General features: G+C 72.7%; 24 protein-coding genes. 10 read left to right on the forward strand and 14 right to left on the reverse strand.

Annotation, left to right across the window (positions count from 1 at the left end):
• Window positions 1-38: 38 nt before the first annotated feature.
• The gene (locus tag HEK131_RS19385; protein WP_244336322.1) at window positions 39-1,679 is read right to left on the reverse strand and encodes an ABC-F family ATP-binding cassette domain-containing protein; all 1,641 of its coding nucleotides are present in this window, start codon (window positions 1,677-1,679) and stop codon (window positions 39-41) included.
• 13 nt (window positions 1,680-1,692) lie between these two features.
• Window positions 1,693-2,733 (reverse strand): oxidoreductase, encoded by a 1,041-nt coding sequence (locus HEK131_RS19390; RefSeq protein WP_244336323.1) that lies wholly within the window; start codon window positions 2,731-2,733, stop codon window positions 1,693-1,695.
• A 225-nt stretch (window positions 2,734-2,958) separates the two neighbouring features.
• Here HEK131_RS19390 and HEK131_RS19395 point away from each other — a divergent pair, with 225 nt between their 5' ends.
• Window positions 2,959-3,801: an MOSC domain-containing protein gene (locus HEK131_RS19395; RefSeq protein ID WP_244336324.1), complete on the forward strand. Its 843-nt coding sequence runs from the start codon at window positions 2,959-2,961 to the stop codon at window positions 3,799-3,801.
• Here the strand turns inward: HEK131_RS19395 and HEK131_RS19400 are convergent.
• Window positions 3,732-5,714: a Xaa-Pro dipeptidyl-peptidase gene (locus tag HEK131_RS19400; RefSeq protein WP_244336325.1), complete on the reverse strand. Its 1,983-nt coding sequence runs from the start codon at window positions 5,712-5,714 to the stop codon at window positions 3,732-3,734. The two genes, HEK131_RS19395 and HEK131_RS19400, sit on opposite strands and share 70 nt — an antisense overlap.
• Before the next feature lie 173 nt (window positions 5,715-5,887).
• Between HEK131_RS19400 and HEK131_RS19405 the strand changes: the two genes are divergently transcribed.
• Complete coding sequence (locus HEK131_RS19405; protein ID WP_244336326.1) at window positions 5,888-7,384, forward strand: M1 family metallopeptidase; 1,497 nt, start codon at window positions 5,888-5,890, stop codon at window positions 7,382-7,384.
• A gap of 12 nt (window positions 7,385-7,396) precedes the next feature.
• Here the strand turns inward: HEK131_RS19405 and HEK131_RS19410 are convergent, their stop codons facing one another.
• Genes HEK131_RS19410 through HEK131_RS19420 form a run of 3 tightly spaced genes read right to left on the reverse strand, consistent with a single transcriptional unit; the run spans window position 7,397 to window position 10,287 of the window.
• Window positions 7,397-8,293, reverse strand: coding sequence for a PfkB family carbohydrate kinase (locus HEK131_RS19410; RefSeq protein ID WP_244336327.1), 897 nt, complete (start codon window positions 8,291-8,293; stop codon window positions 7,397-7,399).
• Complete coding sequence (locus tag HEK131_RS19415) at window positions 8,290-8,778, reverse strand: macro domain-containing protein (protein ID WP_244336328.1); 489 nt, start codon at window positions 8,776-8,778, stop codon at window positions 8,290-8,292. The genes HEK131_RS19410 and HEK131_RS19415 overlap by 4 nt, the downstream gene beginning before the upstream one ends.
• A 42-nt stretch (window positions 8,779-8,820) precedes the next feature.
• A complete protein-coding gene (locus HEK131_RS19420) occupies window positions 8,821-10,287 on the reverse strand; it encodes an amino acid permease (RefSeq protein ID WP_217463857.1) in 1,467 nt (488 codons plus the stop codon).
• A 206-nt stretch (window positions 10,288-10,493) separates the two neighbouring features.
• Between HEK131_RS19420 and HEK131_RS19425 the strand changes: the two genes are divergently transcribed.
• Window positions 10,494-11,261: a MerR family transcriptional regulator gene (locus HEK131_RS19425; protein WP_244336329.1), complete on the forward strand. Its 768-nt coding sequence runs from the start codon at window positions 10,494-10,496 to the stop codon at window positions 11,259-11,261.
• A gap of 6 nt (window positions 11,262-11,267) precedes the next feature.
• Here HEK131_RS19425 and HEK131_RS19430 read toward each other — a convergent pair whose 3' ends face one another.
• The 3 genes from HEK131_RS19430 to HEK131_RS19440 are packed head-to-tail and all read right to left on the reverse strand — an operon-like array spanning window position 11,268 to window position 15,877.
• Window positions 11,268-13,442: a 3-hydroxyacyl-CoA dehydrogenase NAD-binding domain-containing protein gene (locus HEK131_RS19430; RefSeq protein WP_244336330.1), complete on the reverse strand. Its 2,175-nt coding sequence runs from the start codon at window positions 13,440-13,442 to the stop codon at window positions 11,268-11,270.
• 59 nt (window positions 13,443-13,501) lie between these two features.
• Complete coding sequence (locus HEK131_RS19435) at window positions 13,502-14,716, reverse strand: acetyl-CoA C-acetyltransferase (RefSeq protein ID WP_244336331.1); 1,215 nt, start codon at window positions 14,714-14,716, stop codon at window positions 13,502-13,504.
• Between the two features lie 33 nt (window positions 14,717-14,749).
• Complete coding sequence (locus tag HEK131_RS19440; RefSeq protein WP_279614263.1) at window positions 14,750-15,877, reverse strand: CaiB/BaiF CoA transferase family protein; 1,128 nt, start codon at window positions 15,875-15,877, stop codon at window positions 14,750-14,752.
• 231 nt (window positions 15,878-16,108) lie between these two features.
• On the opposite strand from HEK131_RS19440, the gene HEK131_RS19445 reads away from it, so the two are divergent.
• The gene (locus HEK131_RS19445; protein WP_244336332.1) at window positions 16,109-17,293 is read left to right on the forward strand and encodes a saccharopine dehydrogenase family protein; all 1,185 of its coding nucleotides are present in this window, start codon (window positions 16,109-16,111) and stop codon (window positions 17,291-17,293) included.
• Here the strand turns inward: HEK131_RS19445 and HEK131_RS19450 are convergent.
• Window positions 17,290-17,985: an endonuclease V gene (locus HEK131_RS19450; protein WP_244452080.1), complete on the reverse strand. Its 696-nt coding sequence runs from the start codon at window positions 17,983-17,985 to the stop codon at window positions 17,290-17,292. The two genes, HEK131_RS19445 and HEK131_RS19450, sit on opposite strands and share 4 nt — an antisense overlap.
• Before the next feature lie 42 nt (window positions 17,986-18,027).
• Here HEK131_RS19450 and HEK131_RS19455 point away from each other — a divergent pair, with 42 nt between their 5' ends.
• Window positions 18,028-18,324: a YciI family protein gene (locus HEK131_RS19455; protein WP_244336333.1), complete on the forward strand. Its 297-nt coding sequence runs from the start codon at window positions 18,028-18,030 to the stop codon at window positions 18,322-18,324.
• 12 nt (window positions 18,325-18,336) lie between these two features.
• Here the strand turns inward: HEK131_RS19455 and HEK131_RS19460 are convergent, their stop codons facing one another.
• A complete protein-coding gene (locus HEK131_RS19460; protein ID WP_244336334.1) occupies window positions 18,337-18,666 on the reverse strand; it encodes a plasmid stabilization protein in 330 nt (109 codons plus the stop codon).
• A 208-nt stretch (window positions 18,667-18,874) separates the two neighbouring features.
• Here HEK131_RS19460 and HEK131_RS19465 point away from each other — a divergent pair, with 208 nt between their 5' ends.
• From HEK131_RS19465 to HEK131_RS19475, 3 genes are all read left to right on the forward strand, one after another.
• On the forward strand, window positions 18,875-19,291 hold the full coding sequence (locus HEK131_RS19465; protein ID WP_217463850.1) for an SsgA family sporulation/cell division regulator: 417 nt from the start codon (window positions 18,875-18,877) through the stop codon (window positions 19,289-19,291).
• Window positions 19,292-19,597: 306 nt separating this feature from the next.
• Window positions 19,598-21,223 (forward strand): ABC-F family ATP-binding cassette domain-containing protein, encoded by a 1,626-nt coding sequence (locus HEK131_RS19470; RefSeq protein ID WP_244336335.1) that lies wholly within the window; start codon window positions 19,598-19,600, stop codon window positions 21,221-21,223.
• A gap of 172 nt (window positions 21,224-21,395) precedes the next feature.
• The gene (locus tag HEK131_RS19475) at window positions 21,396-22,370 is read left to right on the forward strand and encodes an acyl-ACP desaturase (protein WP_217463848.1); all 975 of its coding nucleotides are present in this window, start codon (window positions 21,396-21,398) and stop codon (window positions 22,368-22,370) included.
• 25 nt (window positions 22,371-22,395) lie between these two features.
• On the opposite strand, the gene HEK131_RS19480 is transcribed toward HEK131_RS19475, so the two are convergent.
• Complete coding sequence (locus HEK131_RS19480; RefSeq protein WP_161148549.1) at window positions 22,396-22,641, reverse strand: WhiB family transcriptional regulator; 246 nt, start codon at window positions 22,639-22,641, stop codon at window positions 22,396-22,398.
• A 191-nt stretch (window positions 22,642-22,832) separates the two neighbouring features.
• Between HEK131_RS19480 and HEK131_RS19485 the strand changes: the two genes are divergently transcribed.
• Window positions 22,833-23,621 carry a VOC family protein gene (locus tag HEK131_RS19485; RefSeq protein WP_244336336.1) on the forward strand — a complete coding sequence of 263 codons (789 nt, stop codon included), beginning with the start codon at window positions 22,833-22,835 and terminating at the stop codon, window positions 23,619-23,621.
• Here the strand turns inward: HEK131_RS19485 and HEK131_RS19490 are convergent.
• Together HEK131_RS19490 and ligD are read right to left on the reverse strand one after the other, a co-directional pair.
• Complete coding sequence (locus HEK131_RS19490; protein ID WP_244336337.1) at window positions 23,618-24,640, reverse strand: LacI family DNA-binding transcriptional regulator; 1,023 nt, start codon at window positions 24,638-24,640, stop codon at window positions 23,618-23,620. The two genes, HEK131_RS19485 and HEK131_RS19490, sit on opposite strands and share 4 nt — an antisense overlap.
• Before the next feature lie 61 nt (window positions 24,641-24,701).
• Complete coding sequence (gene ligD, locus HEK131_RS19495; protein ID WP_244336338.1) at window positions 24,702-25,724, reverse strand: non-homologous end-joining DNA ligase; 1,023 nt, start codon at window positions 25,722-25,724, stop codon at window positions 24,702-24,704.
• Between the two features lie 73 nt (window positions 25,725-25,797).
• Between ligD and HEK131_RS19500 the strand changes: the two genes are divergently transcribed.
• Window positions 25,798-26,874: an ATP-dependent DNA ligase gene (locus HEK131_RS19500; protein WP_244336339.1), complete on the forward strand. Its 1,077-nt coding sequence runs from the start codon at window positions 25,798-25,800 to the stop codon at window positions 26,872-26,874.
• Window positions 26,875-26,877 lie beyond the last annotated feature (3 nt).

Here is a 26,877-nt window from a genome sequence, read left to right on the forward strand (position 1 = left end):
TCCTCGGCCCGGCTCTCCGGCCGGGCCGAGGACGGGGTTCAGCGTTCGGTCACCTTGCCGTCGGCGACCTCCAGGCGGCGGGTCACCTTGATCGCGTCCAGCATGCGGCGGTCGTGGGTGACCAGCAGCAGGGTGCCGTCGTAGGAGTCGAGGGCCGACTCGAGCTGTTCGATGGCGGGCAGGTCGAGGTGGTTGGTCGGCTCGTCCAGGACCAGCAGGTTGACGCCCCGGCCCTGGAGCAGGGCGAGGGCGGCGCGGGTGCGCTCGCCGGGCGAGAGGGACGCGGCCGGACGCAGCACGTGGTCCGACTTCAGGCCGAACTTGGCGAGCAGGGTACGCACTTCCGCCGGCTCGGTGTCCGGTACGGCCGCCTGGAAGGCGTCGAGCAGGGACTCGGAGCCGTGGAACAGCTTGCGGGCCTGGTCGACCTCGCCGACCAGCACCCCGGAGCCCAGCGTGGCGTCCCCGGAGTCCAGCGGGACCCGGCCCAGCAGGGCGCCGAGCAGGGTGGACTTGCCCGCGCCGTTGGCACCGGTGACCGCGATCCGGTCGGCCCAGTCGACCTGGAGCGAGACCGGCCCGAAGGTGAAGTCGCCGCGCCGGACCTCGGCGTCGCGGAGCGTGGCCACCACGGCGCCGGAGCGTGGTGCGGCGGCGATCTCCATGCGCAGCTCCCACTCCTTGCGGGGCTCCTCGACCACGTCGAGGCGTTCGATCATCCGCTGGGTCTGCCGGGCCTTCGCGGCCTGCTTCTCGCTGGCCTCGCTGCGGAACTTGCGGCCGATCTTGTCGTTGTCGGTGCTCGCCTTGCGCCGGGCGTTCTTAACGCCCTTGTCCATCCACGAGCGCTGCATCTGGGCCCGGTCCTGGAGGGCGGCGCGCTTGTCGGCGTACTCCTCGAAGTCCTCGCGGGCGTGCCTGCGGGCCACGTCCCGCTCCTCCAGGTAGGCCGCGTAGCCGCCGCCGTAGAGGTTGATCTGCTGCTGGGCCAGGTCGAGTTCGAGGACCTTGGTGACCGTGCGGGTGAGGAACTCGCGGTCGTGGCTGACGACGACGGTGCCCGCGCGCAGCCCGGTGACGAAGCGCTCCAGCCGCTCCAGGCCGTCGAGGTCGAGGTCGTTGGTGGGCTCGTCCAGCAGGAAGACGTCGTAGCGGGAGAGCAGGAGCGAGGCGAGTCCGGCGCGGGCGGCCTGGCCGCCGGACAGGGAGGTCATGGGCCGGTCGAGGCCGACCGCGAGGCCGAGGGTGCCGGCGACGTCCTCGGCGCGTTCGTCCAGGTCGGCGCCGCCCAGGCTCAGCCAGCGCTCCAGCGCGGTGGCGTAGGCGTCGTCGGCGCCGGGCGCGCCGTCGACCAGCGCCTGGGTGGCCTCGTCCATGGTGCGCTGGGCCTCGGCGACGCCGGTGCGGCGGGCCAGGAACTCGCGCACGCTCTCGCCCGGCCTGCGCTCCGGCTCCTGCGGGAGGTGGCCGACGGTCGCGGTCGGCGGGGAGAGCCGCAGCTCGCCCTCCTCGGGCGGGGTGAGCCCGGCGAGGATCTTGAGCAGCGTGGACTTGCCCGCGCCGTTGGCGCCGACCAGTCCGATCACGTCACCGGGTGCGACGACGAGGTCGAGCCCGGTGAAGAGGGAGCGGTCGCCATGTCCGGCGGCGAGGTTCTTGGCGACGAGGGTGGCAGTCATCAGGACGCCGATTTTAGTCGCGGGCGGACCCGCCCCGGACCGGGGCCACCAGGACCCCGCCGGAGGTGCGCGCGACGAGGTACGTCTCGCCCCTGACCGCTCCCGCGCCGAGCGGCAGGCGGTGGCGGCCGGGGCCGAGGGTGGCGTCCAGCACGGTGTGGGAGCGGGTGCGGCGGAGCCGGTCGAGCCGGTACGCGGTGAGCTGGATGCGGCCCGGTGCGCTCACCTCGATCTCGGCGGCCTCGGGGGTCGCGGTCAGCGCGGTGAGACGGCGGCTCCCGGCCGGGCTCCGGTCCAGGGCCTGCTGGAGCTGGGCGACGAGGAGCGGGACGATCGGGGCGGACGCGGCCATGAGGACGGTGTCGACGCCGGGGCGCCCGAACGCCTCGCGTACGGCGGCCCGTTCGGGCTCCGGGAGCGTGGGGCCGGTCAACGCGGCACCGTAGCCGTTCAGTTCCTCGACGGGGACGTCGGTGGCGTCCAAGGTGATGTCGGCGCCGATGCCGATGCCGCGCAGGGCCGCCGCGAGCTTGGCGAGGAGGCCGACGCGGGGGCCGACGAGCAGCACCCGGCGCGGCGGGGCGGCGGCGGGGGCGCCGTCGAGCAGCGCGGTGAGGGCGGCGCGGTAGGCGGGGCCGTGGAAGTGGAAGGGGCCGATGCCGTGGTAGCCGTCGCGTTCGAGGTCGACGTGTTCACCGGTCTGCCAGGCGAAGTCCCGCCAGCGGAAGTCGTCGCCGTCCCGTTCGATGACGACGGTGACGGCGCCGCAGCCGAGGTCGGGGCACTCCGGGCAGTTGTAGAGCACGAACCGGCCGCCGGGCAGCGGGGGTTCGTCCTCCAGCAGCAGGGCGCGCACCCGGGCGTCGAGGACGGCGGGCGGGAGGTCGGCGGCGAGCGGCGACACGGCGTCCAGGTCGGAGAGCCGCAGCAGCAGCGGACGGCCGTCGACGACGAAGTCCACGAAGTCGCGGTGGACCTGGTAGCCGCCGTCGGCGAGGACGGCGCCGACACGGGTCGCCGGTTCCAGACCGAAGGTGGCGTAGGCGGGGGACATGCGGTGAGTATTCCCGCGTCCCGCCCGCGCAGCGCCCGGCGGAGGCAGGCGTTTCCCGCCCGCCGGACGGCCGCGGGGCCGGGAGCGGGCACGGCCGGGTCGCCGGCGTACGCGTGGTCGAGTGGGTAGGGGACGGTACGCCGTTGGACGGCCCGGCCCGGCCTCCGGCGGGGCCCGCGCCCCGTGGTCTCGACCTCGCCGCCGCCTCTCGGTGATGATCGGGCCATGGCGACTGTGACGGCGCTGCGCCGCTACCCGGTGAAGTCCATGCTCGGCGAGCCCCTGACGAGCGTCGCGGTCACCGCGCGCGGGCTGCACGGAGACCGGGTGGCGGCTGTTCTCGACGGCACGGGAGCGGTCGGCTCCGCCAAACACCCGCGTAAGTGGGGCCGGTTGCTCGGGTGCGGGGCGACGTTCGGCGCATCCGTGACGATCGGACTGCCCGACGGGACGGCCCACTCCCCCGGTGACCCGGAGTTGGACGCCCGGCTGTCCGAGCTGCTGGGCCGGGAGGTGTCCGTGTCGGACGACCCTTCGCGGGCCGGCGGCGCGCTGGAGCGGGAGGTGCCCGCGTACGAGGGCGGCCTGCCCGAGGTGCTGCGGGGCACGGCCCGTACGGACGACACCGGTACGTCGGTCACCTCGGGCGGTGTGGCACCGGGGACGTTCTTCGACTTCGGCGCCGTCCACCTGGTCACCACCGCGTCCCTGGCGCGGCTGCGGGAGGCCTGCCCCACGGGGGACTTCGATCCGCGCCGCTTCCGGCCCAACCTGGTCGTCGACACACCGGACGTCCCGGGCTTCCCCGAGGACGCCTGGGTGGGCGCCCGGCTGCGGGTGGGCGGGGCACTGTTCCGGGTGACGGTGCCCACGCCCCGCTGTGTGCTCCCCGCCCTGGCCCAGGCCGGCCTTCCGGCCGACCCGGCCGTCATGCGGACGGTGGCCCGCGAACACCGGGTGCCGGTGTTCGGTCTGGGCCGCCTGTCCTGCGTCGGTGTCTACCTGGAGGTGCTCGAACCGGGCACGGTCCGCCTCGGTGACCCGGTGGCGGTGCAGCCGTCGCCGTAGCCGGTCAGGCAGCGCGGGGTGCCGACGACGGTGAGGGTGCGCGGCGTCGGCGGTGCGGCGGTGGCGCGGTCCAGGGCGGCCGGGCCGCCGGTCAGCGGGAGCCGGGCGGTGGTGCGGGAGAGGTCGAGGGTGAGGGTGGGGCGGGTGGAGGGCGGTTCGATGAGGTCCTTGTCGGTGCCCGCGACGACCAGCGCCAGCCGGTGGCCCTCGGGGACGACGTGGTCGGTGGCGGCCAGGTCGAGGGTCATGGTGTAGGCCCGGCCGGGGGTGAGCGGGACGCCCTTGGCGAGCGAGGCGTGGTGGCCGAGGTCGGCCCAGCCCCGGCTGACGACGGTGGCGCCGACGTCGGCCGTCTTCGCCGACGTCGCCTTGAAGCAGGCGCTGTCCCCGGCGGTGCTCTCGCCCCAGCAGGTGCGCTCGGTGAGGGTGGTGATGCCCTCGGCGCTGTCGGCGTAATCCCGGATGGTGTCCGGGCCGAGGTCGACCAGGACGGCGGACAGGTGGGCGGAGGCGGTGCTCGGGGTGGCGGTGACGGTCACCTGGGAGGAACCGGAGATCCGCAGCGGGCCGGTGAGCGCCGGGGTGATGAAGGCGGCCTTGTCGTGGGTGGACCTGGTGAGGTCGGCCGCCCAGTCGGTCTCGCTCCGGCTCGGGTCGTCGGTGAAGGTCTCGGTGCCGGTGGCCCGGCGCGGGCCCAGGGTGCCGACGCCGGGCGTGGTGCCGCCGGCCGGGTACAGGGTGGTGGTCCGGGTGTCACGCGGCGGCCAGAGCGCGGAGGTGGCCCACTGGTCGGGGTGGCGCTCGATGTCGGCCATGGGCTCGCGGTCGATGCCGTTGTCGTAACCGAGGAGCTCGTGGTCGAACCAGCGGTGCAGGGTGTCGACCCAGGCGCCGCGCCGGTAGTCGAAGGGGTCGACGTGGCCGGTCTGGGAGAGCCAGATCTTCCGCTCGACGCCGTGCTTCGCCAGCGCGTCCCACCACTGGCCGAGGTGCTTGGTGCGGACGTTGAGGTCCTGCATCCCGTGCACCAGGAACACGCTGGCGCGGACCTTGCCCGCGTCCTTCACGTAGTCCCGCTCGGTCCACAGCGGGGTCCAGTCGCCGGAGTCGGGGCTGCCCTCGGCGAGTTTCTCCTGTACGGCCGCGCAGTGGGCCTGGGCGGAGTCGCTCTCCACGTATCCGGCGAGTTCGTCGGGGCCGCCGTCGTAGAGCTGGGCGCCCTGGGCGAAGTAGTAGTCGTACCAGGAGGAGATGCCGCTGATCGGGACGATGGTCTTGAGGTTCCTGACGCCGGTGGCGGCGACGCCGTTGGCGATGGTGGCGTCCCAGCTCTTGCCGATCATGCCGGTGGCGCCGTTGGTCCAGTCCGCCTTGACCGGTGTGGTGCCGGTGCGGGTGGTGTAGGCGCGGCCGCGGCCGCCGAGCCAGTCCACGACGGCCTTGGCGGAGCCGATGTCGGAGCGGCCGCCGACGTCCACGCAGCCGTCGCTGCGGTCGGTGCCGGCGAGGTCGACGCCGACGAACGCGTAGCCACGAGGAACGAAGAAATTGTCGTAGAAAAGGGGCATTTGCACGACGTGGCCTTGCGCGTCGTACGTCTTGAGCTGGCTCTCGTTGCCTCGGCCGCAGCAGGAGTAGTAGGGGCTGGCGTCCATGATGACGGGCACCTTGCGACCCTGGCGGGCCGGTTCGGACGGGCGGACGATGTCGGCGGCGACGCGGTCGGTGCGGCCGTCGCCGTCCTCGTCCAGGCCGGTGTCCACCCATACGGACTCGCGGACGGCGTCGGCGTACGAGTAGACGGGCCTGCTCTCGCGCGGTGCCGCCTGGGCGGCGGACGGGGCGAGGAGGACGGCCGTCAGTGCGCCGACGGCCAGGACCGCGAGCATTCTCCAGAGCGAGCGATTCGGCATGGGCGGACGCTACCCCCGTCAACACCCGTGCAGAAGAGGGCCTTTCGGTGGTCACCGGGACGCGTGACGGCTGAATGGCGATCGTGTGACGGGAGGGAGCGTGGACACGCCAAGGGCGGCCGGGACTGAATAGGCTCCGAACAGACTTCCTGTCCCGAAGACTTGGAGCTGACGTGCACCGCAGAATCATCGCGCCGAGCGCACTGGCCGCGGCCTCCCTCCTGCTGGCGATCCCGGCGTCGGCCGCGACGTTCGCCCCCGGCGCGCCGGGCATCGGCGACCCCTACTACCCGCAGTACGGCAACGGCGGCTACGACGTCTCGCACTACGACCTGAGGCTCCAGTACCAGCCGAGGACGGACGAGCTGCAGGGCACCGCGACCATCCTGGCGAAGACCACGCAGGACCTGTCCAGCTTCGACCTGGACTTCCTGCTGGACGTGAGCGAGGTGCGGGTCAACGGCGCCAAGGCCGCGTTCACCACTTCGGGCGAGCATGAACTGGTGGTCACCCCGAAGACCCCGCTGGCCAAGGGGACGCAGGTCACCGTGGTCGTCCGCTACAGCGGGGTGCCGTCCACGAAGAGCGCGTACGGCTTCTCCACCTGGCACCGCACCCCGGACGGCGCGATCGCGGCCGACGAGCCCGAGGCGGCCTGGTGGTGGTTCCCCAGCAACGACCACCCCAGCGACAAGGCCACCTACGACGTGTCGGTGGCGGTGCCGGACGGCACCCAGGCGATCTCCAACGGCACGCTCCAGTCGACGAGCTCGAAGCTCGGCTGGACGCGCTACAACTGGCGGCAGGACAAGCCGCAGGCGACCTACCTGGCCACCCTCGCGCTCGGCCGGTTCGACATCACCACCTCCACCTCCGAGGGCGGGGTGCCGGTGATCAACGCCTACAGCAAGGACCTCGGCGCGAACGACGGGGCGGCACGGGCGAGCGTGGAGCGCACCGGCGAGCTGGTGGACTGGCTGAGCGGCTATTTCGGGCCGTATCCGTTCTCCTCGGCGGGCGGTTACGTCCCCAACACCACCACCGGGTACGCGCTGGAGACGCAGACCCGCGTCTACTACAGCCCCAAGCAGTTCGCGGCCGGCTCCAACGCCTCGGTGGTCGTGCACGAGCTGGCCCACCAGTGGTACGGCGACGACGTGTCGCTCAAGGGCTGGAAGGACATCTGGATCAACGAGGGCTTCGCCCGCTACGCGCAGTGGCTCTGGTCCGAGCACGAGGGCGAGGGCACCACGCGCGAGCTGGCGGACTACGTGTACGCCTCGCACCCGGCCGACGACCCGTTCTGGACCGTCGCGCCCGGTGACCCCGGCGCCGACGCCCAGTTCGACCTCGCCGTCTACGACCGTGGCGCGCTCGCCGTGCAGGCGCTGCGCGAGGAGATCGGCGACGACGCGTTCTTCGCGCTGCTGAAGGGCTGGCCGAAGAAGCACGCCTACGGCAACGCCTCGGTGGCCGACTTCCAGAAGTACGCCGAGCAGGTGTCCGGCAAGCCGCTGGCCGCGCTCTTCGACACCTGGCTGTTCCAGCCGTCGAAGCCGGACGCGAGGGACGCCGGCGCGGCCTCTCTCGCCCCGTCCGCCGCGGTGAAGGCCGCCCAGCCGAAGTCGTGGAAGAAGATCGAGGCGACGAACGACGTGCACGCGCACTGAGCCCGGCCCCGTCTAGGCCGTGACGGCTCCCTCGCCGAGGAGGCCGTCGCGGCCTATCGCGTCCGCGCGGGTGGCCGGGACGGTGCAGGCGTAGGCGCCCGCCATGGCGCCGTAGCGTGCGCAGCGCTCCGGGGCCTCCCCGGCCAGGTGGCCGTAGAGGAAGGCGGCGGCGAAGGCGTCTCCCGCGCCGTTGGAGTCGACCACCGGGGCGGGCGGGACCGCTGGGGGGACGTGGATCAGCTCGCCGTCGGCGAGCAGACGGGCCCCCTCGGCGCCCGCCGTGGCGACGACGATCCGGGCGCGGCCCCGTTCCGCGATCCGGCGCATGGTGCGCTCGGGGTCGGCGAGGGCGGTGGCGGAGACGAACACGAGGTCGGCCGCGAGGGCGAACGGCTCGTGGTACGGGTTCTCGCCGTCCCAGTCGTGCAGGTCGGTGGAGAGCGGCACGCCGGTCTCCCGCAACAGCGGCAGCGCCTCGGCGCAGGGCTGGGTGATGGTCACGTGGACATGCCGGGCGGCCTCGGCGAGGGGACGCAGCACGTCGTCCGGGAAGCGGTCGCCGGGGCGGGCGCGGCTGGTGTCGTACAGGGAGAGACGGCGGCCGTCGGGGCCGACCAGGTTGACCGCCCGCTTGGTCCCGGCGGGCTGCGGCAGCGCGGTCAGGGCGATGCCCCGCTCGTGATGGAGGGCCCGGACGAGGTCGCCCTCGGGGTCGTCGCCGATCAGGTCGAGGTGGTGGACGCGCAGGCCCAGCGCGGCGAGCCCGAGCGCGACGAAGTCGCCGGTCTGCCCGGCGCGGGTGTGGACGCCGGTGTCGACGGGATAGCTGTCGGCGAAGGGCAGCGGCAGCTCGGGCACGCGGACGATGGTGTCCACCCCGGCACCGCCCAGCACCAGCACGTCGGTCATGCGCCGCCCTCCCCGTGGTCGTACACGGTCACCGGGATGCCCCGGCCCAGCAGCCGCCCGCTCACGAGCGGCTCCACGCGCGGCCACTCGCCGCCCGCCAGACCGCAGCCTATGCGGGGCATGTGCACGGAGGCACCTAGTTCGATCACCTGGTCCGCGAGCCGTCCGAGCGCGGTGTCGATCGCCTCGTACCGCACCGGGACGCCCTTGCCGCGCCCCCTGATGCCGTGCTGGCCGATCATGTTGGCCACCCACAGGCGCGGGCCCACCTCGACGAGCTGGACGGCGCCCAGACCGAAGTCGTTCGCCGCGCGGCCCCGGTACCAGGCCCGGTAGGCCGCCTCCGGCTCCGGCCAGCGCGCGGACAGCGCGGAGACGAAGCCCCTCCCCCAGCCGCCGATGTCGTTGCAGACATGGGCGATCACCTTGGGGCCCTCCGCACACGGAACGGTGGCGTCACCCCGGATGTAAAGGATCTCCGACATGACGCCACCGTAGGGGCAGCCACTGACAGTGGCCCCGAGCTGCTACTTCGTGAGGTCGGTCAGCTCCCGGTCCGTGTTCGCGGTGACCCGGCGGCGGACGCCGAACCAGCCGGCGACCAGCAGGACGGCGATCAGCGGGATCAGGTAGAGGGTGCGGCGGCCGACCTCGGGGTCGTTCCACATCATGCCGAGACAGACCAGCAGGAAGGCGATCGTGACGATCTCCGTGACCGGGCTGAACTTGAGCTGGAAGTGCGGCCGGGTGACCTGGCCCTCGCGGGCACGGCGGACGAAGATCATGTGGCAGACCATGATGATCACCCAGGTGCTGATGATGCCGAGCGAGGCCACGTTCAGCACGATCTCGAACGCCTGGCTGGGCACGAGGTAGTTCAGGCCGACGCCGAGCACGCAGACCGCGCAGGTCAGCAGGATGCCGCCGTAGGGGACCTGGCTGCGATTCATCCGGCTGGTGAACTTCGGCGCGGAACCGGCCATGGCCATGGAGCGCAGGATGCGGCCCGTGGAGTACAGGCCGGAGTTCAGCGAGGACATGGCGGCGGTGAGCACGACCAGGTTCATCACGTCGCCGGCCGCCGGGATGCCGACCTTGGACAGCACGGTCACGAACGGGCTCTGGTCGGCGGAGTACACCGAGCCGGGCAGCAGCAGCGCGAGCAGGACGACGGAGCCGACGTAGAACACGCCGACGCGCCACATGATCGAGTTCACCGCGCGCGGGACGACCTTCTCGGGGTGCTCGGTCTCACCGGCGGCGACGCCGACCAGCTCCAGCGCGGCGTACGCGAAGATCACGCCCTGCATGACCAGGACGACGGGCATCATGCCGTGCGGGAAGATCCCGCCGTGGTCGGTGATGACGCTCAGGCCCGGCTGCTGGCCGTCCACGTCGTGCTGGGTGGCCAGCAGGAAGATGCCGATGAGCATGAAGCCCACCAGGGTGGCGACCTTGATGATCGCGAACCAGAACTCCATCTCGCCGAAGATCTTCACCGAGATCAGGTTCACGGCGAGCACCACGGCCAGCGCGATGAGTGCCAGCACCCACTGCGGTATGGACGTGAACATGCTCCAGTAGTGCGTGTAGAGCGCGATCGCGGTGATGTCGGCGATGCCGGTGGTCGACCAGTTCAGGAAGTACATCCAGCCGGCGACATAGGCGCCCTTCTCGCCGAGGAACTCGCGCGCGTACGACACGAAGGACCCGGAGGACGGGCGGTACAGGACGAGCTCGCCGAGCGCCCGGACCACGAAGAACGCGAAGACTCCGCAGACCAGGTAGGCAAGGGCGAGCGCGGGGCCCGCGTTGTGCAGGCGGCCGCCCGCGCCCAGGAACAGGCCGGTGCCGATGGCGCCGCCGATGGCGATCATGTTGACGTGCCGGGGCTTGAGGTCCTTGCTGTAACCGGCGTCGCCCGCGTCCGCGGGCGTGTGGGCCTGCTGCGCTGAGGCAGTGGCCGGGGCCGAACCAACGGCGTCCTTGCTCACGGGTCGTTCCACTCTCTGGTACTCCCGGACCTCGTGGGACCGGTTCCTTACAGGGCGGCCCGCCGCGCGATCGTGTCGCGGTACAGACCAAGGCAGCAGCTTCCCAGAGAGATCACCCGATATGCGGTGGTCCACGTCACAGAGCGGCACTTCTCACATGACCTTCGCGGGTTTCACACTCTTGCTGCGACAGCGATACTGCTGCGATGACGACCGAGGCCGAGGACCCGACCCTCACCATCGACGAGCTGGCGGCACGGTCCGGCGTCACCGTGCGCACGGTGCGTTTCTACGGCACCCGAGGTCTGCTCCCGCCGCCCGAGATAGGTCCCCGACGGGTCGGACGGTACGGCCGCGAGCACCTGGCCCGGCTGGCGCTGATCGAGGAGCTGCGGGTCCAGGGGATGACGCTGGCCGCGATCGAGCGCTATCTGAGCCGGCTCCCGGCCGACCTCACCGCCCAGGACCTCGCGGTGCACCGGGCGGTGGTCTCCTCCTGGGCCCCGGAGGCGGTGGAGACGATCGGCCGCGCGGAACTGGACCGCCGGGCGGGCCGACGGCTCAGCGACGAGGACGTACGGCGTCTGGCGGCGATGGACGTCCTGGCACCCGAGGAGGACCAGGCGCCCGAGGAGGGGGAGGACGCCTACCGGGTCGACTCCGGCATGCTGCGCCTCGCCGTGCAGCTCCTGGACCTGCCCTTCTCCCAGGAGGTCATCCTCGCCGCCCGCACCACCCTGCTCGACCACTCCCGCGCCGCCGCCCGGGAACTCTCGTCCCTGCTGCGCGACACGGTCACCGAACGCGCCCCGAAGGACGTCCGCACCCTCTCCGCCCACATGCAGCCCCTGGTGATCCAGGCGCTCCTGACCACCTTCCAGCGGTCGCTGCGGCAGGAGGTGCGGGAGTGGCTGGGGGACGACGACGCGGGGCGCGCCCCGGAGGACCGAGCCCCCGGAACGCGCCCCGCTTAGAAGACGTCAGCGGGCGTCGGTGAAGGTCTCCCCCCGCTCCGCCTTCTCCACCAGCAGCGCGGGCGGGGTGAAGCGGTCTCCGTAGCGGTCCGCCAGTTCGCGGGCCCGTGCCACGAAGCCCGGCAGGCCGCCCTCGTAGCCGTTGACGTACTGCAGGACGCCGCCGGTCCAGCCGGGGAAGCCGATGCCGAGGATGGAGCCGATGTTGGCGTCGGCGACCGAGGTCAGGACGCCTTCCTCCAGGAGGCGGACGGTGTCCAGGGCCTCCGCGAAGAGCATCCGCTCCTGCATGTCGCGGAACGGGATCTCGTGACCGGGCTTGGTGAAGTGCTCGCGCAGGCCCGGCCAGAGGCCCGCGCGCCTGCCGTCCTCGTAGTCGTAGAAGCCGGCGCCGCCGCTGCGGCCGGGGCGGCCGAACTCGTCGACCAGGCGGTCCACGACCTCGTCGGCGGGGTGCGGGGTCCAGGTGCCGCCCGCCTCCTCCACGGCCCGGCGGGTCTCCGCGCGGATCTTGCGCGGGAGGGTCAGGGTCAGCTCGTCCATCAGGGAGAGGACCTTGGCGGGGTAGCCGGCCTGGGCGGCGGCCTGCTCCACCGAGGCGGGTTCCACGCCCTCACCGACCATGGCGACGCCCTCGTTGATGAAGTGGCCGATCACCCGTGAGGTGAAGAAGCCGCGCGAGTCGTTGACGACGATCGGGGTCTTGTTGATCTGCCGGACCAGGTCGAAGGCGCGGGCCAGCGCCTCGTCACCGGTGCGCTCGCCCTTGATGATCTCGACCAGCGGCATCTTGTCGACCGGCGAGAAGAAGTGCAGCCCGATGAAGTCGCCCTGGCGCTCGACGCCCTCGGCCAGCGCGGTGATGGGGAGCGTGGAGGTGTTGGAGCAGAGCAGCGCGTCGGGCTCCACGACGGACTGGATCTCCTGGAACACCTTGTGCTTGAGCGCGGTGTCCTCGAAGACCGCCTCGATCACCGCGTCGCAGCCCGCGAGGTCGGCCGCGTCGGCGGCCGGGGTGATCCGGGCCAGCAGGGCGTCGGCCTTCTCCTGGCTGGTGCGGCCCTTGGCGACGGCCTTGGCGCATAGCTTCTCGGAGTAGCCCTTGCCCTTGGCGGCCGCCTCCAGCGAGACGTCCTTGAGGACGACCTCGATCCCGGCGCGGGCGCAGGAGTAGGCGATCCCGGCGCCCATCATGCCCGCGCCGAGCACGGCGACCTTGCGCACCTTGCGGGGTTCGATGCCCTTGGGGCGGCTGACGCCGGAGTTGACGGCCTGGAGGTCGAAGAAGAACGCCTGGATCATGTTCTTCGCGGTCTGCCCGGCCGCCAGCTCCACGAAGTAGCGGGCCTCGATGACCTGCGCGGTCTCGAAGTCGACCTGGGCGCCCTCGACCGCGGCGGCGAGGATGTTGCGCGGCGCCGGGTAGGGCGCGCCGCCCGTCTGCTTGCGCAGCGAGGCCGGGAAGGCGGGCAGGTTGGCGGCGAACTTGGGGTTGGCCGGGGTGCCGCCGGGGATCTTGTAGCCGGGCTTGTCCCAGGGCTGCTGGGACTCGGGGTTGGCGTCGATGAAGGCGCGGGCCCGGGCGGTCAGCTCCTCCGGCGTCTCCACCACCTCGTGGACGAGGCCGTTCTCCAGAGCGCGGCGCGGGTTGTACTGGGTGCCCTGGAGCAGCACCTTCAGCAGCGCGTCGGTGATGCCGAGCAGCCGGACGGTACGGGCGACGCCGCCACCGCCGGGGAGCAGGCCGAGGGTGACCTCGGGGCAGCCGATCTTGGAGCCGGGGGCGTCGAGGGCGATCCGGTGGTGGCAGGCGAGGGCGATCTCGAAGCCGCCGCCGAGGGCCGCGCCGTTGACCGCGGCGACCACGGGCACGCCGAGGGTCTCGATGCGGCGCAGGTTCCGCTTGATGGCGAGGCCGCCGTCGAAGAGGTCCTGGGCGGTCTCGGGCGTGACCTTGATCAGGTCGCGCAGGTCGCCGCCCGCGAAGAAGGTCTTCTTGGCGGAGGTGAGGATGACGCCCCGGACCGATTCCTTCTCGGCCTCCAGCCGGTCGGTGATCACGGCGAGGGAGTCGCGGAACGCCTGGTTCATGGTGTTCGCGGACTGGCCGGGGTCGTCGAGGACGAGGGTGACGACACCGGTGTCGTCCTGTTCCCAGCGGATGGTGGTGCTCTCGGTCATGACAGTCGTCTCCGTAGAAGTCGCTTGGTTCCGCTGATACCGCTGATTCCGCTGGGAGTTCAGACGCGTTCGATGATCGTGGCGATGCCCATGCCACCGCCGACGCACAGGGTGGCCAGGCCGTAGCGCTTGTCCTGGCGCTCCAGTTCGTCCACGAGGGTGCCGAGGATCATCGCGCCGGTGGCGCCGAGGGGGTGGCCGAGCGCGATCGCGCCGCCGTTGACGTTGACCTTGTCCAGGGACAGGCCCATGTCCTTGACGAAGCGCAGGACGACGGCGGCGAACGCCTCGTTGATCTCGACCAGGTCGATGTCGTCGATGGTCAGCCCGGCCTTGGCGAGCGCCTTGCGGGTGGCGGGGGCGGGGCCGGTGAGCATGATGGTGGGCTCGGAGCCGGAGACGGCGGCGGAGACGATCCGGGCGCGCGGGGTGAGTCCGTACCGCTCCCCCACCTCGCGGGAGCCGATGGCGACCAGGGAGGCGCCGTCCACGATGCCGGAGGAGTTGCCCGCGTGGTGGACGTGGTCGATCTTCTCCACCCAGTGGTACTTCTGCAGCGCGACCGCGTCGAACCCGCCGAGTTCGCCGATGTCGGCGAAGGACGGCTTGAGACCGGCGAGGGAGTCCGCGGTGGTGCCGGGGCGGGGGAACTCGTCGTGGTCGAGGACGGTGAGACCCGCGCGGTCCTTGACGGCGACCACCGAGCGGTCGAAGCGGCCTCCCTTGATCGCGTCGGCGGCGCGCTCCTGGGACAGGGCCGCGTACTCGTCGACGTCACGGCGGCTGAAGCCCTCGATGGTGGCGATGAGGTCGGCGCCGATGCCCTGGGGGACGAAGTTGGTGGCGAGGTTGGTCATCGGGTCGTTGAACCAGGCGCCGCCGTCCGAGGCCATGGGCACGCGGGACATCGACTCGACGCCGCCGGCCAGCACCAGGTCCTCCCAGCCGGAGCGGACCTTGGCGGCGGCCGTGTTGACGGCCTCGAGGCCCGAGGCGCAGAAGCGGTTCTCCTGTACGCCCGCCACGGTGTCCGGCAGGCCCGCGGCGACGGCGGCGATCCGGGCGATGTCGGAGCCCTGGTCGCCCACGGGTCCGACGACGCCGAGCACGATGTCGTCGATGGCGGCGGGGTCCAGGCCGGGGAAGCGGGCGCGGATCTCGTGGATCAGGCCGACGACCAGGTCGATCGGCTTGGTGCCGTGCAGCGCCCCGTTGGCCTTGCCTCGGCCGCGCGGGGTGCGGATCGCGTCGTACACAAACGCTTCGGTGGTCACTGGTGTGCCTTTCGGGAGGGTGGGGCGGGGCGGTCAGCCGGTGGCGTGCGGGAGGTCCCAGTCGCGGGCCACGTCGGCGGCGCCGGTGCCGGGCAGGGCGGGGCCGGTGCGGACGCCGGTCGGGGTGGCGGAGAAGCGCGGGGCGGGGGCGGGCTGGACCAGCCCGTCGTGCTCGGTGAAGGTGGCGCGGGCGGCCAGGTGGGGGTGGTGCGGGGCCTCGCGCAGGCTCAGTACGGGGGCGACGCAGGCGTCGGTGCCCTCGAAGACGTCCGACCACTCGGCGCGGGTGGCGGACTTGAAGCGGGCGGCCACCCGCTCGCGCAGCTCGGGCCAGCGGGCCGGGTCGTGGTGGGCGTCGGCCAGGCCGTCGAGGTCGAGGAGGCGGAGGAACTCGGCGTAGAAGCGGGGTTCCAGGGCGCCGACCGCCATGTACCGGCCGTCGGCGGTCTCGTAGGTGCCGTAGTAGGGGCAGCCGCCGTCCAGGAGGTTGGCGGCCCGGCGGTCCTGCCAGGCGCCCGCGGCGAGCATGCCGTGGATCATGGCGGAGAGATGGGCGGTGCCGTCCACGATGGCGGCGTCCACGACCTGGCCGGTGCCGGTGGCGCGGGCGTGGTGCAGCGCGGCGAGGACGCCCACGACGAGATAGAGGGAGCCGCCCGCGTAGTCCCCGAGGAGGTTGGCGGGCAGGGCCGGGGGTTCGCCGGGGCGGCCGATCATGCCGAGGGTGCCGGTGACGGCGATGTAGGAGGCGTCGTGTCCGGCGCGGTCGGCGAGCGGGCCGTCCTGGCCCCAGCCGGTCATCCGGCCGTAGACCAGGGCGGGGTTGCGGGCGTGGCAGTCGGCGGGACCGACGCCGAGGCGCTCGGCGACGCCGGGGCGGTAGCCCTCGATGAGGACGTCGGCGCGTTCGGCGAGGTCGAGCACGCGCGCGGGACCATCCGGGGCCTTGAGGTCGACCACGACGGAGCGCTTGTTGCGATTGGTCACGTCGCGGGCGGGGTCGATGCCGAGGCCGGGGCCGTCGGGGCGGTCCACCCGGACCACGTCGGCGCCCAGGTCGGCGAGCAGCATCGCGGCGAAGGGGCCGGGCCCGATCCCGGCCAGCTCCACCACCCGCACCCCGCTGAGCGGGCCCTGCCCCGGCGTCATTGCCGTCGTCATGCCGTCATGCCCCCAAGCGCGTATGACACGAACGATGTAACACCGGTGATGCTAGGAACCCCGTCCACCGGGCACAAGACCTGAACGAGCGAGCGCTTAGCGAAGTGCCCCGGTGCGCCCCGTTTCCCCGGCACGCGGCTCCGGGGCGCCCGCCGGGCCCCGCACCGTTCACGCTAGCCTCGGCCCCCGACAGTCGCGCGGGCTGCACGGGCCGCACGGTCAAGGAGTGTCATGAGCAGGCTGAAATCGACGGACCGTCCCTACGACATCGTGCTGTTCGGCGCCACCGGCTTCGTCGGCACGCTGACGGCGGAGTATCTCGCCGCGCACGCTCCCGAGGGCCTGCGCTGGGCCGTCGCGGGCCGGGACCCCGCCCGGCTGGAGGCGCTGCGCGAGCGGCTGCCAGGCGGCTCGGCCATCGGAGTGCTCCGGGCCGACGTGAGCGACCCCGCCACCCTGCGGGCGCTCGCGGAGCAGGCTCGCGTGGTGGCCACGACCGTCGGCCCGTACATCAGCTACGGCGAGGAACTGGTCGCCGCCTGCGCCGACGCCGGTACGGACTACCTCGACCTCACCGGCGAGCCCGAGTTCGTGGACCTGATGTACGTACGCCACGACGCCCGCGCCCGCGAGACCGGCGCCCGGCTGGTGCACGCCTGCGGTTTCGACTCCGTACCGCACGACCTGGGCGCCTATTTCACGGTGCGGCAGCTACCCGAGGGGGTGCCGCTGCGGGTGGACGGGTTCGTGTCGGTGGACGCGAGCTTCTCCGGGGGCACGCTCGCCTCGGCGCTGAACCAGTTCGCGCGTGCCGGGAGCATGTGGGCGGCGGCCCGCGACCGGGCCCGGCACGAGCCGCGCCTGATGGACCGCCGGGTCTCCGCGCCCACGGGGGCGCCCCGATTCGCCGGGGAGATCGGCGCCTGGGCGCTGCCGCTGGCCACCATCGACCCGCAGATCGTGCGCCGCTCAGCCAAGTCCCTGGACCGCTACGGCCCCGACTTCCGCTACCGCCATTACGCGGCGGTGAAGCACCTCCCGGTCGCGGCGGCCGGGGTGGCGGGCGTGGGCGTCCTCGCGCTGGCGGCCCAGCTCTCCCCCGTGCGCGCCTGGCTCTCCGGCCGGCTCCGGCCCGGCGAGGGCCCGAGCGCCGAGAAGCGCGCCCGGAGCTGGTTCCGCATCCGCTTCGTCGGCGAGGGCGGCGGCCGGCGCGTCTTCACCGAGGTCACGGGCGGCGACCCCGGCTACGGGGAGACCGCGAAGATGTTCGCGGAGGCGGCCCTGTCCCTGGCCACGGACGACCTCCCGGCCCGCTCCGGCCAGCTCACCCCGGCGACCGCGATGGGCGACGCCCTGCTGGCGCGACTCCAGGCCGCGGGGATCGGGTTCCGGGTGGTGGCGGAGCGGAGCGCCTAGGCCCCCGCCGCCCGTCGCAGCGCCTCGCGGCACAGGGCGTCCGCTCTGCGGGTGGTCTCGGGGAGGCGGTAGCGGGGAGTCAGGGCGAGGGTGTGGGCGATCGCGTTGTCGAGCGTGATGCGGTGCCCCACCGAGACGTACACCGGCTTCACCCCGGTCCGGGTGCGCAGGGCGACGCCCACCTCCTCGCCGTCGTCCGCGAGCAGCGGGGCGGTGCTCGCCCGTGCCGGGGCGGGGTCGGGGTGGGTGAAGGTGAAGGGGTTCTTGGCCACGCCCAGCGTGGGCAGGCCGGTCAGGACGCCCAGGTGGCTGGCGAGGCCGAAGCGGCGGGGGTGGGCGAGGCCGTAGCCGTCGCAGACGACCAGGCCGGGCGGGCAGGGCAGCGCATCCAGGGCCGCGCGCACGGCGGGCAGCTCGCGGAAGGCGAGCAGGCCGGGGACGTAGGGGAAGGCGACGCGGCCCACCGCCGTCGACTCCGCGACCGTCTCCAGGGTCGCCGCGTCCAGGACGACGGCCGCCGCCGCGACCAGGTCGCGTTCGTCGTCGTAGGCCACGTCGACGCCGGTGACGTGGCCGGTGCCGGGCGGCGGGCCCGTCTCGTCGCGGACGACGCGGCCGCGCAGCGCGTCCTGGACGGCGCGGGCCTCTTCCTCGGTGGTCGGCCAGTCGGCCGGAACCTGTGCGGAGATCATGGTGGCCATGACCCTACGGGGCGCGGGGGTAGGCTCGCGATCATGTTCGTACTGGAGCTGACGTACACCGCCCCGCTCGACGCCGTCGACGCCGCCCTGACCGCTCATGTGGCCTGGCTGGACGAGCAGTACGACAAGGGTCTCTTCCTGGCCTCCGGGCGGAAGAACCCCCGCGACGGCGGGGTCGTCCTAGCCGTCGCGGACAGCCGGGCGGAGATCGAGGCGGTCGTGGCCGAGGACCCGTTCGTCACGGCCGGGGTGTGCGAGTACCGCGTCACCGAGTTCACCGCCACGAAGACGGCGCCCGAGCTGGCGCGGCCCCGGCAGAGCGCGGGCTGAGCCCGCTCCGGCTCACTTCTTCCTCTCCAGCGCGTGCCGGAGCTGCTCCTTGTTCATGTCGGAGCGGCCGTCGATGCCGCGCTGCTTCGCCTCGTTGTAGAGCTGGTCGTAGGTCGGACCCCGCGAGCCCTTCCCGGAACGCCGGCCGCCGCGCTCCCCGGACGACATGTCCTCGACGGAGCTGCGGCTGGCCGTCTTCGACTCCCCGGCGCGGGCGCGCTCCTTGTTGACCGTGCGCGCGGCGATCTCCTCCGCGCGGTCCTCGCTCGCGCCCTGCTCCAGCTCGCTGTCCTTGATGTGCTCGTACTGCCGCTCGCGCTTGGGGCTGGAACCGGCTGGCATGGTCGCTCCCTCCGTCGCTCCACGGGGCCTCTCGCGCTGCCCGATAGCGCACCGAGTACCCGGATTCGAGCCCGTTTCGCACCCCTCGACCGTGACCGAGGTCACTCCCGGACGGTGTGCACGGAACGAAGGCTTCCGTCGTCTCTCCCGGTGTCAGGCCGCAACCCGCGCAGGAGCAGTGTCCAGCCGTCCCGAGGGAGCACAGGCTTTGTCCACCGTGATCGAGGCAATCGTGGAGGCGCGTCTCGTCGCCGCCGCGCCGCGCATGCCGAGCATTCCCGCCGCGCTGCACTACGACCGGCGCGACCCGTACGCCGTCCGGATGACCTTCCCGGCCCCGGCCACCCTGGCGGGCGTGGAGGTGTGCTGGACCTTCTCCCGCGAGCTGCTGTCCGCCGGGCTGCACGAGCCGCAGGGCGACGGGGACGTGCGCGTGCGGCCGTACGGCTACGACCGGACGGTGCTGGAGTTCCACGCGCCGGAGGGCACCGCGGTGGTGCATGTGCGCTCCGGGGAGATCCGGCGCTTCCTGCGGGCGGCCGGCGAGCTGGTGCCGGTGGGCCTCGAACACCTTCAGCTCGACCTGGACCAGGGGCTGGCCGAGCTGATGCGGGACGCCGGCTGACCCGCCCCGGTCGCGGGCCCGCCCCGCTCACGCATTAATCGCGTTGACAGGCTTCACAGCCGTTCGTAGCGTGTACAGCGGTTCTGTTGCCGTCGATAGGAGAAGGACGTTGCTCGTCTGAGGTCATGAGACATCGCGTTCACACCGGTGAGGTGTGCGTGGCGTTCGACCTCGGCGTACGAGCCGTCCCTCAGGCACAGGCCCTTTTTTTATCGGCCTCCCGTGCCTCAAGGCTTCCGGTTTCCGCCCCGCGGTGTCTCGTCAGCTCCCCGACCAGACCGCACCCCGGCAACCGTGAGGCCCCGTATGTCATCACCCGCGACTTCTCTCTCCGCCACCTCCCTGACCTTCGCCTGGCCGGACGGCACGCCCGTCCTGGACGGCCTCGACATCTCCTTCGGCCCCGGCCGCACCGGCCTGGTCGGCGCCAACGGCTCGGGCAAATCGACCCTGCTCAAGCTGCTCTCCGGCAGCCTCACCCCCACCGACGGCACCATCAGGGTGTCCGGCGAGATCGGCCTGCTCCCGCAGAACGTCACCCTCGACACCGCCCTGCGTGTCGAGGCGGCCCTCGGCATCGCCGCCAAGCGGGCCGCGCTGCACGCCATCGAGGCGGGCGACGTCCCGGAGGAGCACTTCGAGACCCTGGACGAGGACTGGGACGTCGAGGAGCGCGCCCTCGTCACCCTCGGTGAACTCGGCCTCGGCCACATCGGCCTGGACCGCACCGTCGGCGATGTCTCCGGCGGCGAGTCGGTGCTGCTCCGGCTGGCCGCGCTGCTGCTGCGCCGCCCCGACGTGCTGCTGCTGGACGAGCCCACCAACAACCTGGACCTGTACGCCCGCCGCAGGCTGTACGCGGCCGTGGCGGGCTGGCCGGGCGTGCTCGTCGTGGTCAGCCACGACCGCGAGCTGCTGGACATGGTCGACCAGATCGCCGACCTGCGGGCCGGCGAGGTCGCCTGGTACGGCGGCAACTACTCCGCCTACGAGGAGGCCCTCGCCGTGGAACAGGAGGCCGCCGAGCGGACCGTGCGCGCGGCCGAGGCCGACGTGCGCAAGCAGCGCAGGGAACTGTCCGACGCCCAGATGAAGTTGGCCCGCCGCAAGCGGTACGGGCAGAAGATGTACGACTCCAAGCGCGAGCCGAAGATCGTGATGGGGGCCCGCAAGCGCGCGGCCCAGGAGTCGGCGGGCAAGCACCGCATCATGCACGAGGAGCGGCTCGCCGAGGCCAGGGAGCGCCTGGACGAGGCGGTGGAGGCGGTGAGGGACGACGACGAGATCCGCGTCGACCTGCCGTACACGGCCGTACCGCCGGGCAGGCAGGTGCTCACACTGGAGAAGCTGGAGACGGTCCACGGGCCTCGCGTCGAGGGCCTGCTGGATCTGCGCGGCCCGGAGCGGATCGCGCTCGTCGGCCGCAACGGCTCCGGAAAGACGACGCTGTTGCGCACGATCGCCGGGGAGCTGGCTCCGGTCTCCGGGCTGGCCGAGGCACACGTGCCGCTGCGGTTCCTGCCCCAGCGGCTGGACGTGCTGGACGACGGGGCGACGGTCGCGGAGAACGTGGCCCGGTTCGCGCCGGGCGCCACCCCCAACCGCGTCCGGGCCCGGCTGGCCCGCTTCCTCTTCCGGGGCAAGCGTGCCGACCAGCAGGCGGGCACGCTCTCCGGCGGCGAGCGGTTCCGGGCGGCGCTGGCCGCGCTGCTGCTGGCCGAACCCGCCCCGCAGTTGCTGCTGCTGGACGAGCCGACCAACAACCTCGACATGGCGAGCGTGCACCAACTGACGTCGGCGCTGGAGTCGTACGAGGGCGCGCTGATCGTCGCCGGGCACGATCTGCCGTTCCTGGACTCCATCGGGATCACCCGCTGGCTGCTGGTGGCCGACGGAGTACTGAGGGACGCGACACGGGAGGAGATCGGCTAGACGGGGAGCGGTGGACCCGTCCGGTCCGCGGTCCTTACGCCGCCCTTAACCTACGGCTTCGTAACCTACGGACACGTAGGCTACGAAGCCGTAGGTTCAAGACACCGTCCGTCGGGTCGTATGTCACCGAACCTCCCTTTTTTCTCTGCTCGGCCGTTTTCTGGAGTTCCCCTTGACGATCACCTCCCCTCACCTCGGCAGCCCGTCCGCCTGGACCGACGCGCGACTGCTGTTCGCGCTGGAAGAGGTGGTCGAGCAGGAGCTGAACCGGCACCTGAAGGTCGCCAAGGACTGGATGCCGCACGAGTACGTGCCGTGGAGCGACGGCCGTAACTTCCCCGGCCTCTTCGAGGACGGCGAGGCGTGGGGCAAGGAGCAGTCGAAGGTCACCGAGATCGGCCGGGTCGCGCTGGTCGTCAACCTGCTGACCGAGGACAACCTCCCGAGCTACCACCACGAGATCGCCTCGCTCTTCGGCCGCGACGGCGCCTGGGGCACCTGGGTGCACCGCTGGACCGCCGAGGAGGGCCGGCACGGCATCGTGATGCGTGACTACCTTCTCGCCTCCCGCGCCGTGGACCCGGACGAGCTGGAGCGGTTCCGCATGTCGCACATGAGCGAGGGCTTCGAGTCCGACAACCGGCACTCGATGCTGCACTCGATCGCCTACGTCGCCTTCCAGGAGCTGGCGACCCGGATCTCGCACCGCAACACCGGCCACCAGTCCGGCGACCCGGTCTGCGACCGCATGCTGGCCCGCATCGCCACCGACGAGAACCTGCACATGGTCTTCTACCGGAACCTGCTGCGGTCCGCGTTCGAGCTGGCACCCGACCTGACCATGCAGGCGGTCCGCGATGTCGTGGTCGACTTCCGCATGCCCGGCCACGGCATCCCCGGCTTCGAGCGGGCCGCCGCGCAGATGGCCATAGGAGAGGTCTACAACCTGCGCATCCACCACGACGACGTGCTCCAGCCGGTGCTGCGCTTCCTGAAGGTCATGGAGATCGACGGCCTGGGTCCGGAGGGTCTGCGGGCCCAGGAGGAGCTGGGCGTGTACATGGGCGGACTGGACTCGGAGGCCGCCAAGTTCGACGAGCGCCTCGCGGCGCGCAAGGCGCGGATGGCGGCGCGGGCGGCGGGCTGACGCCGACGGCCCCGCGGCCCGCCGCTCAGCGGGCCGTGCGGCGCAGGGCGAGCCGTTCGCGTTCGGACAGGCCGCCCCAGACGCCGAAGCGTTCGTCGTGGGCGAGCGCGTAGTCGAGGCAGGCGGGGCGGATCTCGCACATGGCGCAGATCCGTTTCGCCTCGCGCACCGAACTGCCGGGCTCGGGGAAGAAGAAGTCCGCCCCGGTCTGCGCGCACAGGGCCTGGCCCTGCCAGGCGGAGTCGGCCGGTGTGATGGTCTCGATGTGCATGGCCAGGATCGTGCCGCGCGCCGAAAAACGTTTGATCAACGCCGTGTCGACGAGCGTCGCGTGGGCCGTCCCGATGATCCTCCGGCCGGACACGCCCGCACACGGCGGCGCGCGGGGCGATCCTCCCCGGCCGGTGCCAGACTCGTCGGTGCCAAGGACGGCACGGCCGACGGTCCCCGAGGAGGGCGCGCATGCTCACCACCCGTTTCCCCGACGGCGCTCCGAACTGGATCGACCTCGGCTCCCCCGATCTGGACGCGAGCCTCGCCTTCTACGGCGGCCTCTTCGGCTGGCGGCCCGTGCCGACGGGCCCGGAGACGGGCGGCTACGTCTTCCTCCAGTCCGGCGGCAGGACGGTCGCCGGGGCGATGGCCATCGATCCGGAGCGCGGCCGGGCGGGCTGGACGGTGTACTTCCGCTGCGCGGACGCACTCGGCACCGCCGAGGCCGCCGGGGTCGCGCACGGCAAGGTGGTGTTCCAGCCGACGGAGGTGCTGGGTCTCGCCCGGGTGGCGGGCTTGAAGGACCCGGCCGGGGCGGCGTTCCGGATCTGGCAGCCGGACCCGGTCGAGGGCCTGGACGCGGCGACCGAGCCGGGCGCCCTGTGCTGGGCCGAGCTGCACACCCCGGACGTGGCGGCGAGCGCGGCCTTCTACCACCGGGTGCTCGGCGTGCAGACCTCCGGCGTCGCCTTCCCCGGCGGTGTCTACACCTCGCTGTACCCCGGGGGCGCCGACGAGGACGCCATGTTCGGCGGCATCGTCAGCTCGCTGGACGACCCCGCGGACACCGGCCCGTACTGGCTCCCGTACTTCGGCACCGAGGACACCGACGCCCTGGTGGCACGCGCGCGGGAGCTGGGCGGCTCGGTGCGCATGCCCGCGACCGGCGTGCCGGGCGTGGGCCGCCTGGCCCGGGTCGCCGACCCGCACGGGTACGAGTTCGCGCTGATCGAGGGCGATCCGTCGCAGGGAAGTTAGGCGGAGGCGCGGCGCACGAGGGTGGTGGGGAGGATGACCCCGTCGGCGCGGCTCGCGGTGCCGGGGCCGCCGCCCAGGAGGAGGCGGGCCATCAGGCGGCCCATCCCCTCTATGTCCTGACGGACCGTGGTGAGCGGGGGGTCGGTCTGTTCGGCCACCGGGGCCATGTCGTCGAAGCCGATCACGGCCACGTCCTCGGGTACGCGCCGGCCGTGTTCGCGCAGGACGCGCAGGGCGCCGAGCGCGGTGAGGTCGTTGGCGGCGAACACGGCGTCCACGTCGGGGCGGCGGGCGAGGAGTTCCCGCATGGCGTGTTCGCCGCCCGCCGGAGTGAAGTCGCTCTCCACGACCAGCCGGGGGTCGGCGTCGCCCATGACATCGCGGTAGCCGTCCAGCCGGTCCACGGCGGAGGTCTGGTCCAGGGCGCCGGTGATGTGCGCGATCCGGGTCCGGCCGAGGCCGACGAGGTGCCGTACCGCCTCACGGGCGCCGCCCCGGTTGTCGCTGTCGACGTACACCGCGCCGCCCGTGTCGCCCTCGTCCCAGTCGGGGCGGCCGCCGAAGACGGTGCGGACGCCGGCGTCGCGGATCAGGCCGGGCAGCGGGTCGTCCAGGTGGAGGGAGAAGACGAGGGCGCCGTCGACATGGCCGCCGGCCAGATAGCGGGCCACGCGCGCGTGGTCGTCGCGGCCCTCGGTGAGCAGCAGGACCAACTGGTTGTCGTGGGCGGTCAGTTCCTTGCTGATACCGCGCAACTGGGCGGCGAAGAAGGGGTCCGCGAAGACCCGGGTGCCGGGTTCGGCGATGACGACCGCGACGGCGTCGTGCCGCTTGGTGACCAGGCTGCGGGCGGCCTGGTTGGGGACGTATCCGAGTTCGTCGACGGCCCGGCGGACGCGGGCCACGAGCGATTCGCGTACGCCGTCGCCGCCGTTGACGACCCGTGAGACGGTGGCGCGGGACACCCCGGCCCGCGCGGCCACCGCCTCCAGCGTGGGGCGCGACACTGCCTCGGTCACTTGGGGCTCCTCATCGGCGGCTGTGATCAGGATAGCCGCGGGGCCCCGCGCCCTTCGGGGGTCAGGACGGCGCCTGGTCCTTGCGGGCCCGGCTGGGCTGCACCCGCTTGGGTTCGCCGGGCATCTTGGGGTACTCCGGCGGATACGGCAGGTCGCCGAGGTCGTGCTCGGCCTCGTCGCGGTGGGCCAGGTCCAGCAGGGCGTCGAGGGAGAAGCGGTGGTCGTCCATGTCGGCGTGGACGTCGCCGAGTTCGGCGAACCGGCGGGGCATGGTGACGATGTCGAAGTCGCGCGGCCGGGCGTCGGCGACCTCGTCCCAGCGCAGCGGCGCGGAGACGGTGGCGTCGGGCAGCGGGCGCACGGAGTAGGCGGAGGCGATGGTGCGGTCGCGGGCCGTCTGGTTGTAGTCCACGAAGATGCGTTCGCCGCGCTCCTCCTTCCACCATTTCACCGTCACCCGCTCGGGCATCCGGCGGGCCAGTTCCCGGCCGACGGCGATGGCGGCGCGCCGGACCTGGGTGAAGGTCCAGCGCGGTTCGATGGGCACGAAGACGTGCAGGCCCCGGCCTCCGGAGGTCTTGGGCCAGCCGCGCAGTCCCCCGAACTCGTCCAGGACCGCGCGGAGTTCGAAGGCGGCGCGCACGGCGTCTTCGTACCCGGTGCCGGGTTGCGGGTCGAGGTCGATGCGGAGTTCGTCGGGGTGGTCCACGTCGTCGCGGCGTACCGGCCAGGGGTGGAAGGTGAGCGTGCCGTACTGGGCGGCCCACACGGCGGCCGCCTCCTCGGTGGGGCACATCTCGTCGGCGCTGCGGCCGCTGGGGAAGGTGATGTGGGCGGTGGGGATCCAGGCGGGCATGTTCTTGGGGGCCCGCTTCTGGTAGAACCACTCGCCCTCCAGGCCCTCCGGGTAGCGCTGGAGGGTGGTGGGGCGGTCGCGCAGGGCCCGCAGGATGCCGGGGCCGACCGCGGCGTAGTACTGGGCGATGTCGAGCTTGGTGTAGCCGTGCTCGGGGAAGAACACCCGCTCCGGGTGGGTCAGCCGTACGGTCCGGCCGCCCACCTGGAGTTCCACCGCATCGCCCATGCGGCCACCGTAGGCGTACCCCGCGCGGCCCGCACACCGGGCGGGGGCGGGTGGCGGCGCGCAGAATCGGCGTATGGACCTGCCGGTGATGCCGCCCGTGAAGCCGATGCTCGCCAAGGCGGTGGCGAAGATCCCGCCGGGCATGCACTACGAGGCGAAGTGGGACGGCTTCCGGGCGATCGTGTTCCGCGACGGCGACGAGGTGGAGCTGGGCAGCCGCACCGGCAAGCCGCTGACCAGGTACTTCCCCGAGCTGGTGAGGGCGCTGAGGGAGCGGCTGCCGACGCGGTGCGTGGTGGACGGGGAGATCGTGATCGCGCGGGGCGGGCATCTGGACTTCGACGCCCTGACCGAGCGCATCCATCCGGCGGACTCACGGGTGCGCACGCTGGCCGAGCGGACCCCGGCGTCCTTCGTCGCCTTCGACCTGCTGGCGCTGGACGACCACTCCCTGCTGGACGTGCCGCTGACCGACCGGCGGGCACTGCTGGACCGGGCGCTGGCCGGGGTGACCCCGCCGGTGCATCTGGCGCCCGCGACGACCGATGTGGACGAGGCCCGGCGCTGGTTCGAGCAGTACGAGGGCGCCGGTCTGGACGGGGTGGTCGCCAAGCCGCTCACCGCGCCCTATCTCCAGGACGAGCGCGCCATGTTCAAGATCAAGCACGAGCGGACGGCGGACGTGGTGGTCGCCGGGTACCGCCTGCACAAGAGCGGCCCGGTGGTCGGCTCGCTGCTGCTCGGGCTGTACGACGACGAGGGCGCGCTCCAGCACGTGGGCGTGGCGGCCGCGTTCTCGATGAAGCGGCGCGCGGAGCTGGTTGAGGAGCTGGCGCCGCTGCTCATGGACGACGTGAGCGGGCATCCGTGGGCGCGCTGGGCGGAGGAGGCGGCCCATGAGACGGCCCGGCTGCCGGGGGCGCCGAGCCGCTGGTCGGGCAAGAAGGACCTGTCCTGGGTTCCGCTGCGCCCGGAGCGGGTCGCGGAGGTGGCGTACGACCACATGGAGAACGGCCGGCGGTTCCGGCACACCGCCCGCTTCCGCCGCTGGCGCCCGGACCGCACCCCTCGAAGCTGTACGTTCGCCCAGTTGGAGGAGCCGGTGCGCTACGACCTCGCGGAGATCCTGGGCGGCGCGCCGGAGGGGTGAGCG

It is taken from the genome of Streptomyces seoulensis (assembly GCF_022846655.1).
Taxonomy (GTDB): Bacteria; Actinomycetota; Actinomycetes; order Streptomycetales; family Streptomycetaceae; genus Streptomyces.

Coding starts and splice junctions, on each gene's coding strand:
- HEK131_RS19395 (WP_244336324.1), top strand. CDS start 2,959: ATGGCGACTGTGACGGCGCTGCGCCGCTACCCGGTGAAGTCCATGCTC.
- HEK131_RS19450 (WP_244452080.1), bottom strand. CDS start 17,985: ATGATCTCCGCACAGGTTCCGGCCGACTGGCCGACCACCGAGGAAGAG.
- HEK131_RS19485 (WP_244336336.1), top strand. CDS start 22,833: ATGCTCACCACCCGTTTCCCCGACGGCGCTCCGAACTGGATCGACCTC.
- ligD (WP_244336338.1), bottom strand. CDS start 25,724: ATGGGCGATGCGGTGGAACTCCAGGTGGGCGGCCGGACCGTACGGCTG.
- HEK131_RS19445 (WP_244336332.1), top strand. CDS start 16,109: ATGAGCAGGCTGAAATCGACGGACCGTCCCTACGACATCGTGCTGTTC.
- HEK131_RS19425 (WP_244336329.1), top strand. CDS start 10,494: ATGACGACCGAGGCCGAGGACCCGACCCTCACCATCGACGAGCTGGCG.
- HEK131_RS19430 (WP_244336330.1), bottom strand. CDS start 13,442: ATGACCGAGAGCACCACCATCCGCTGGGAACAGGACGACACCGGTGTC.
- HEK131_RS19390 (WP_244336323.1), bottom strand. CDS start 2,733: ATGTCCCCCGCCTACGCCACCTTCGGTCTGGAACCGGCGACCCGTGTC.
- HEK131_RS19500 (WP_244336339.1), top strand. CDS start 25,798: ATGGACCTGCCGGTGATGCCGCCCGTGAAGCCGATGCTCGCCAAGGCG.
- HEK131_RS19470 (WP_244336335.1), top strand. CDS start 19,598: ATGTCATCACCCGCGACTTCTCTCTCCGCCACCTCCCTGACCTTCGCC.
- HEK131_RS19410 (WP_244336327.1), bottom strand. CDS start 8,293: ATGACCGACGTGCTGGTGCTGGGCGGTGCCGGGGTGGACACCATCGTC.
- HEK131_RS19455 (WP_244336333.1), top strand. CDS start 18,028: ATGTTCGTACTGGAGCTGACGTACACCGCCCCGCTCGACGCCGTCGAC.
- HEK131_RS19460 (WP_244336334.1), bottom strand. CDS start 18,666: ATGCCAGCCGGTTCCAGCCCCAAGCGCGAGCGGCAGTACGAGCACATC.
- HEK131_RS19480 (WP_161148549.1), bottom strand. CDS start 22,641: ATGCACATCGAGACCATCACACCGGCCGACTCCGCCTGGCAGGGCCAG.
- HEK131_RS19415 (WP_244336328.1), bottom strand. CDS start 8,778: ATGTCGGAGATCCTTTACATCCGGGGTGACGCCACCGTTCCGTGTGCG.
- HEK131_RS19440 (WP_279614263.1), bottom strand. CDS start 15,877: ATGACGACGGCAATGACGCCGGGGCAGGGCCCGCTCAGCGGGGTGCGG.
- HEK131_RS19400 (WP_244336325.1), bottom strand. CDS start 5,714: ATGCCGAATCGCTCGCTCTGGAGAATGCTCGCGGTCCTGGCCGTCGGC.
- HEK131_RS19385 (WP_244336322.1), bottom strand. CDS start 1,679: ATGACTGCCACCCTCGTCGCCAAGAACCTCGCCGCCGGACATGGCGAC.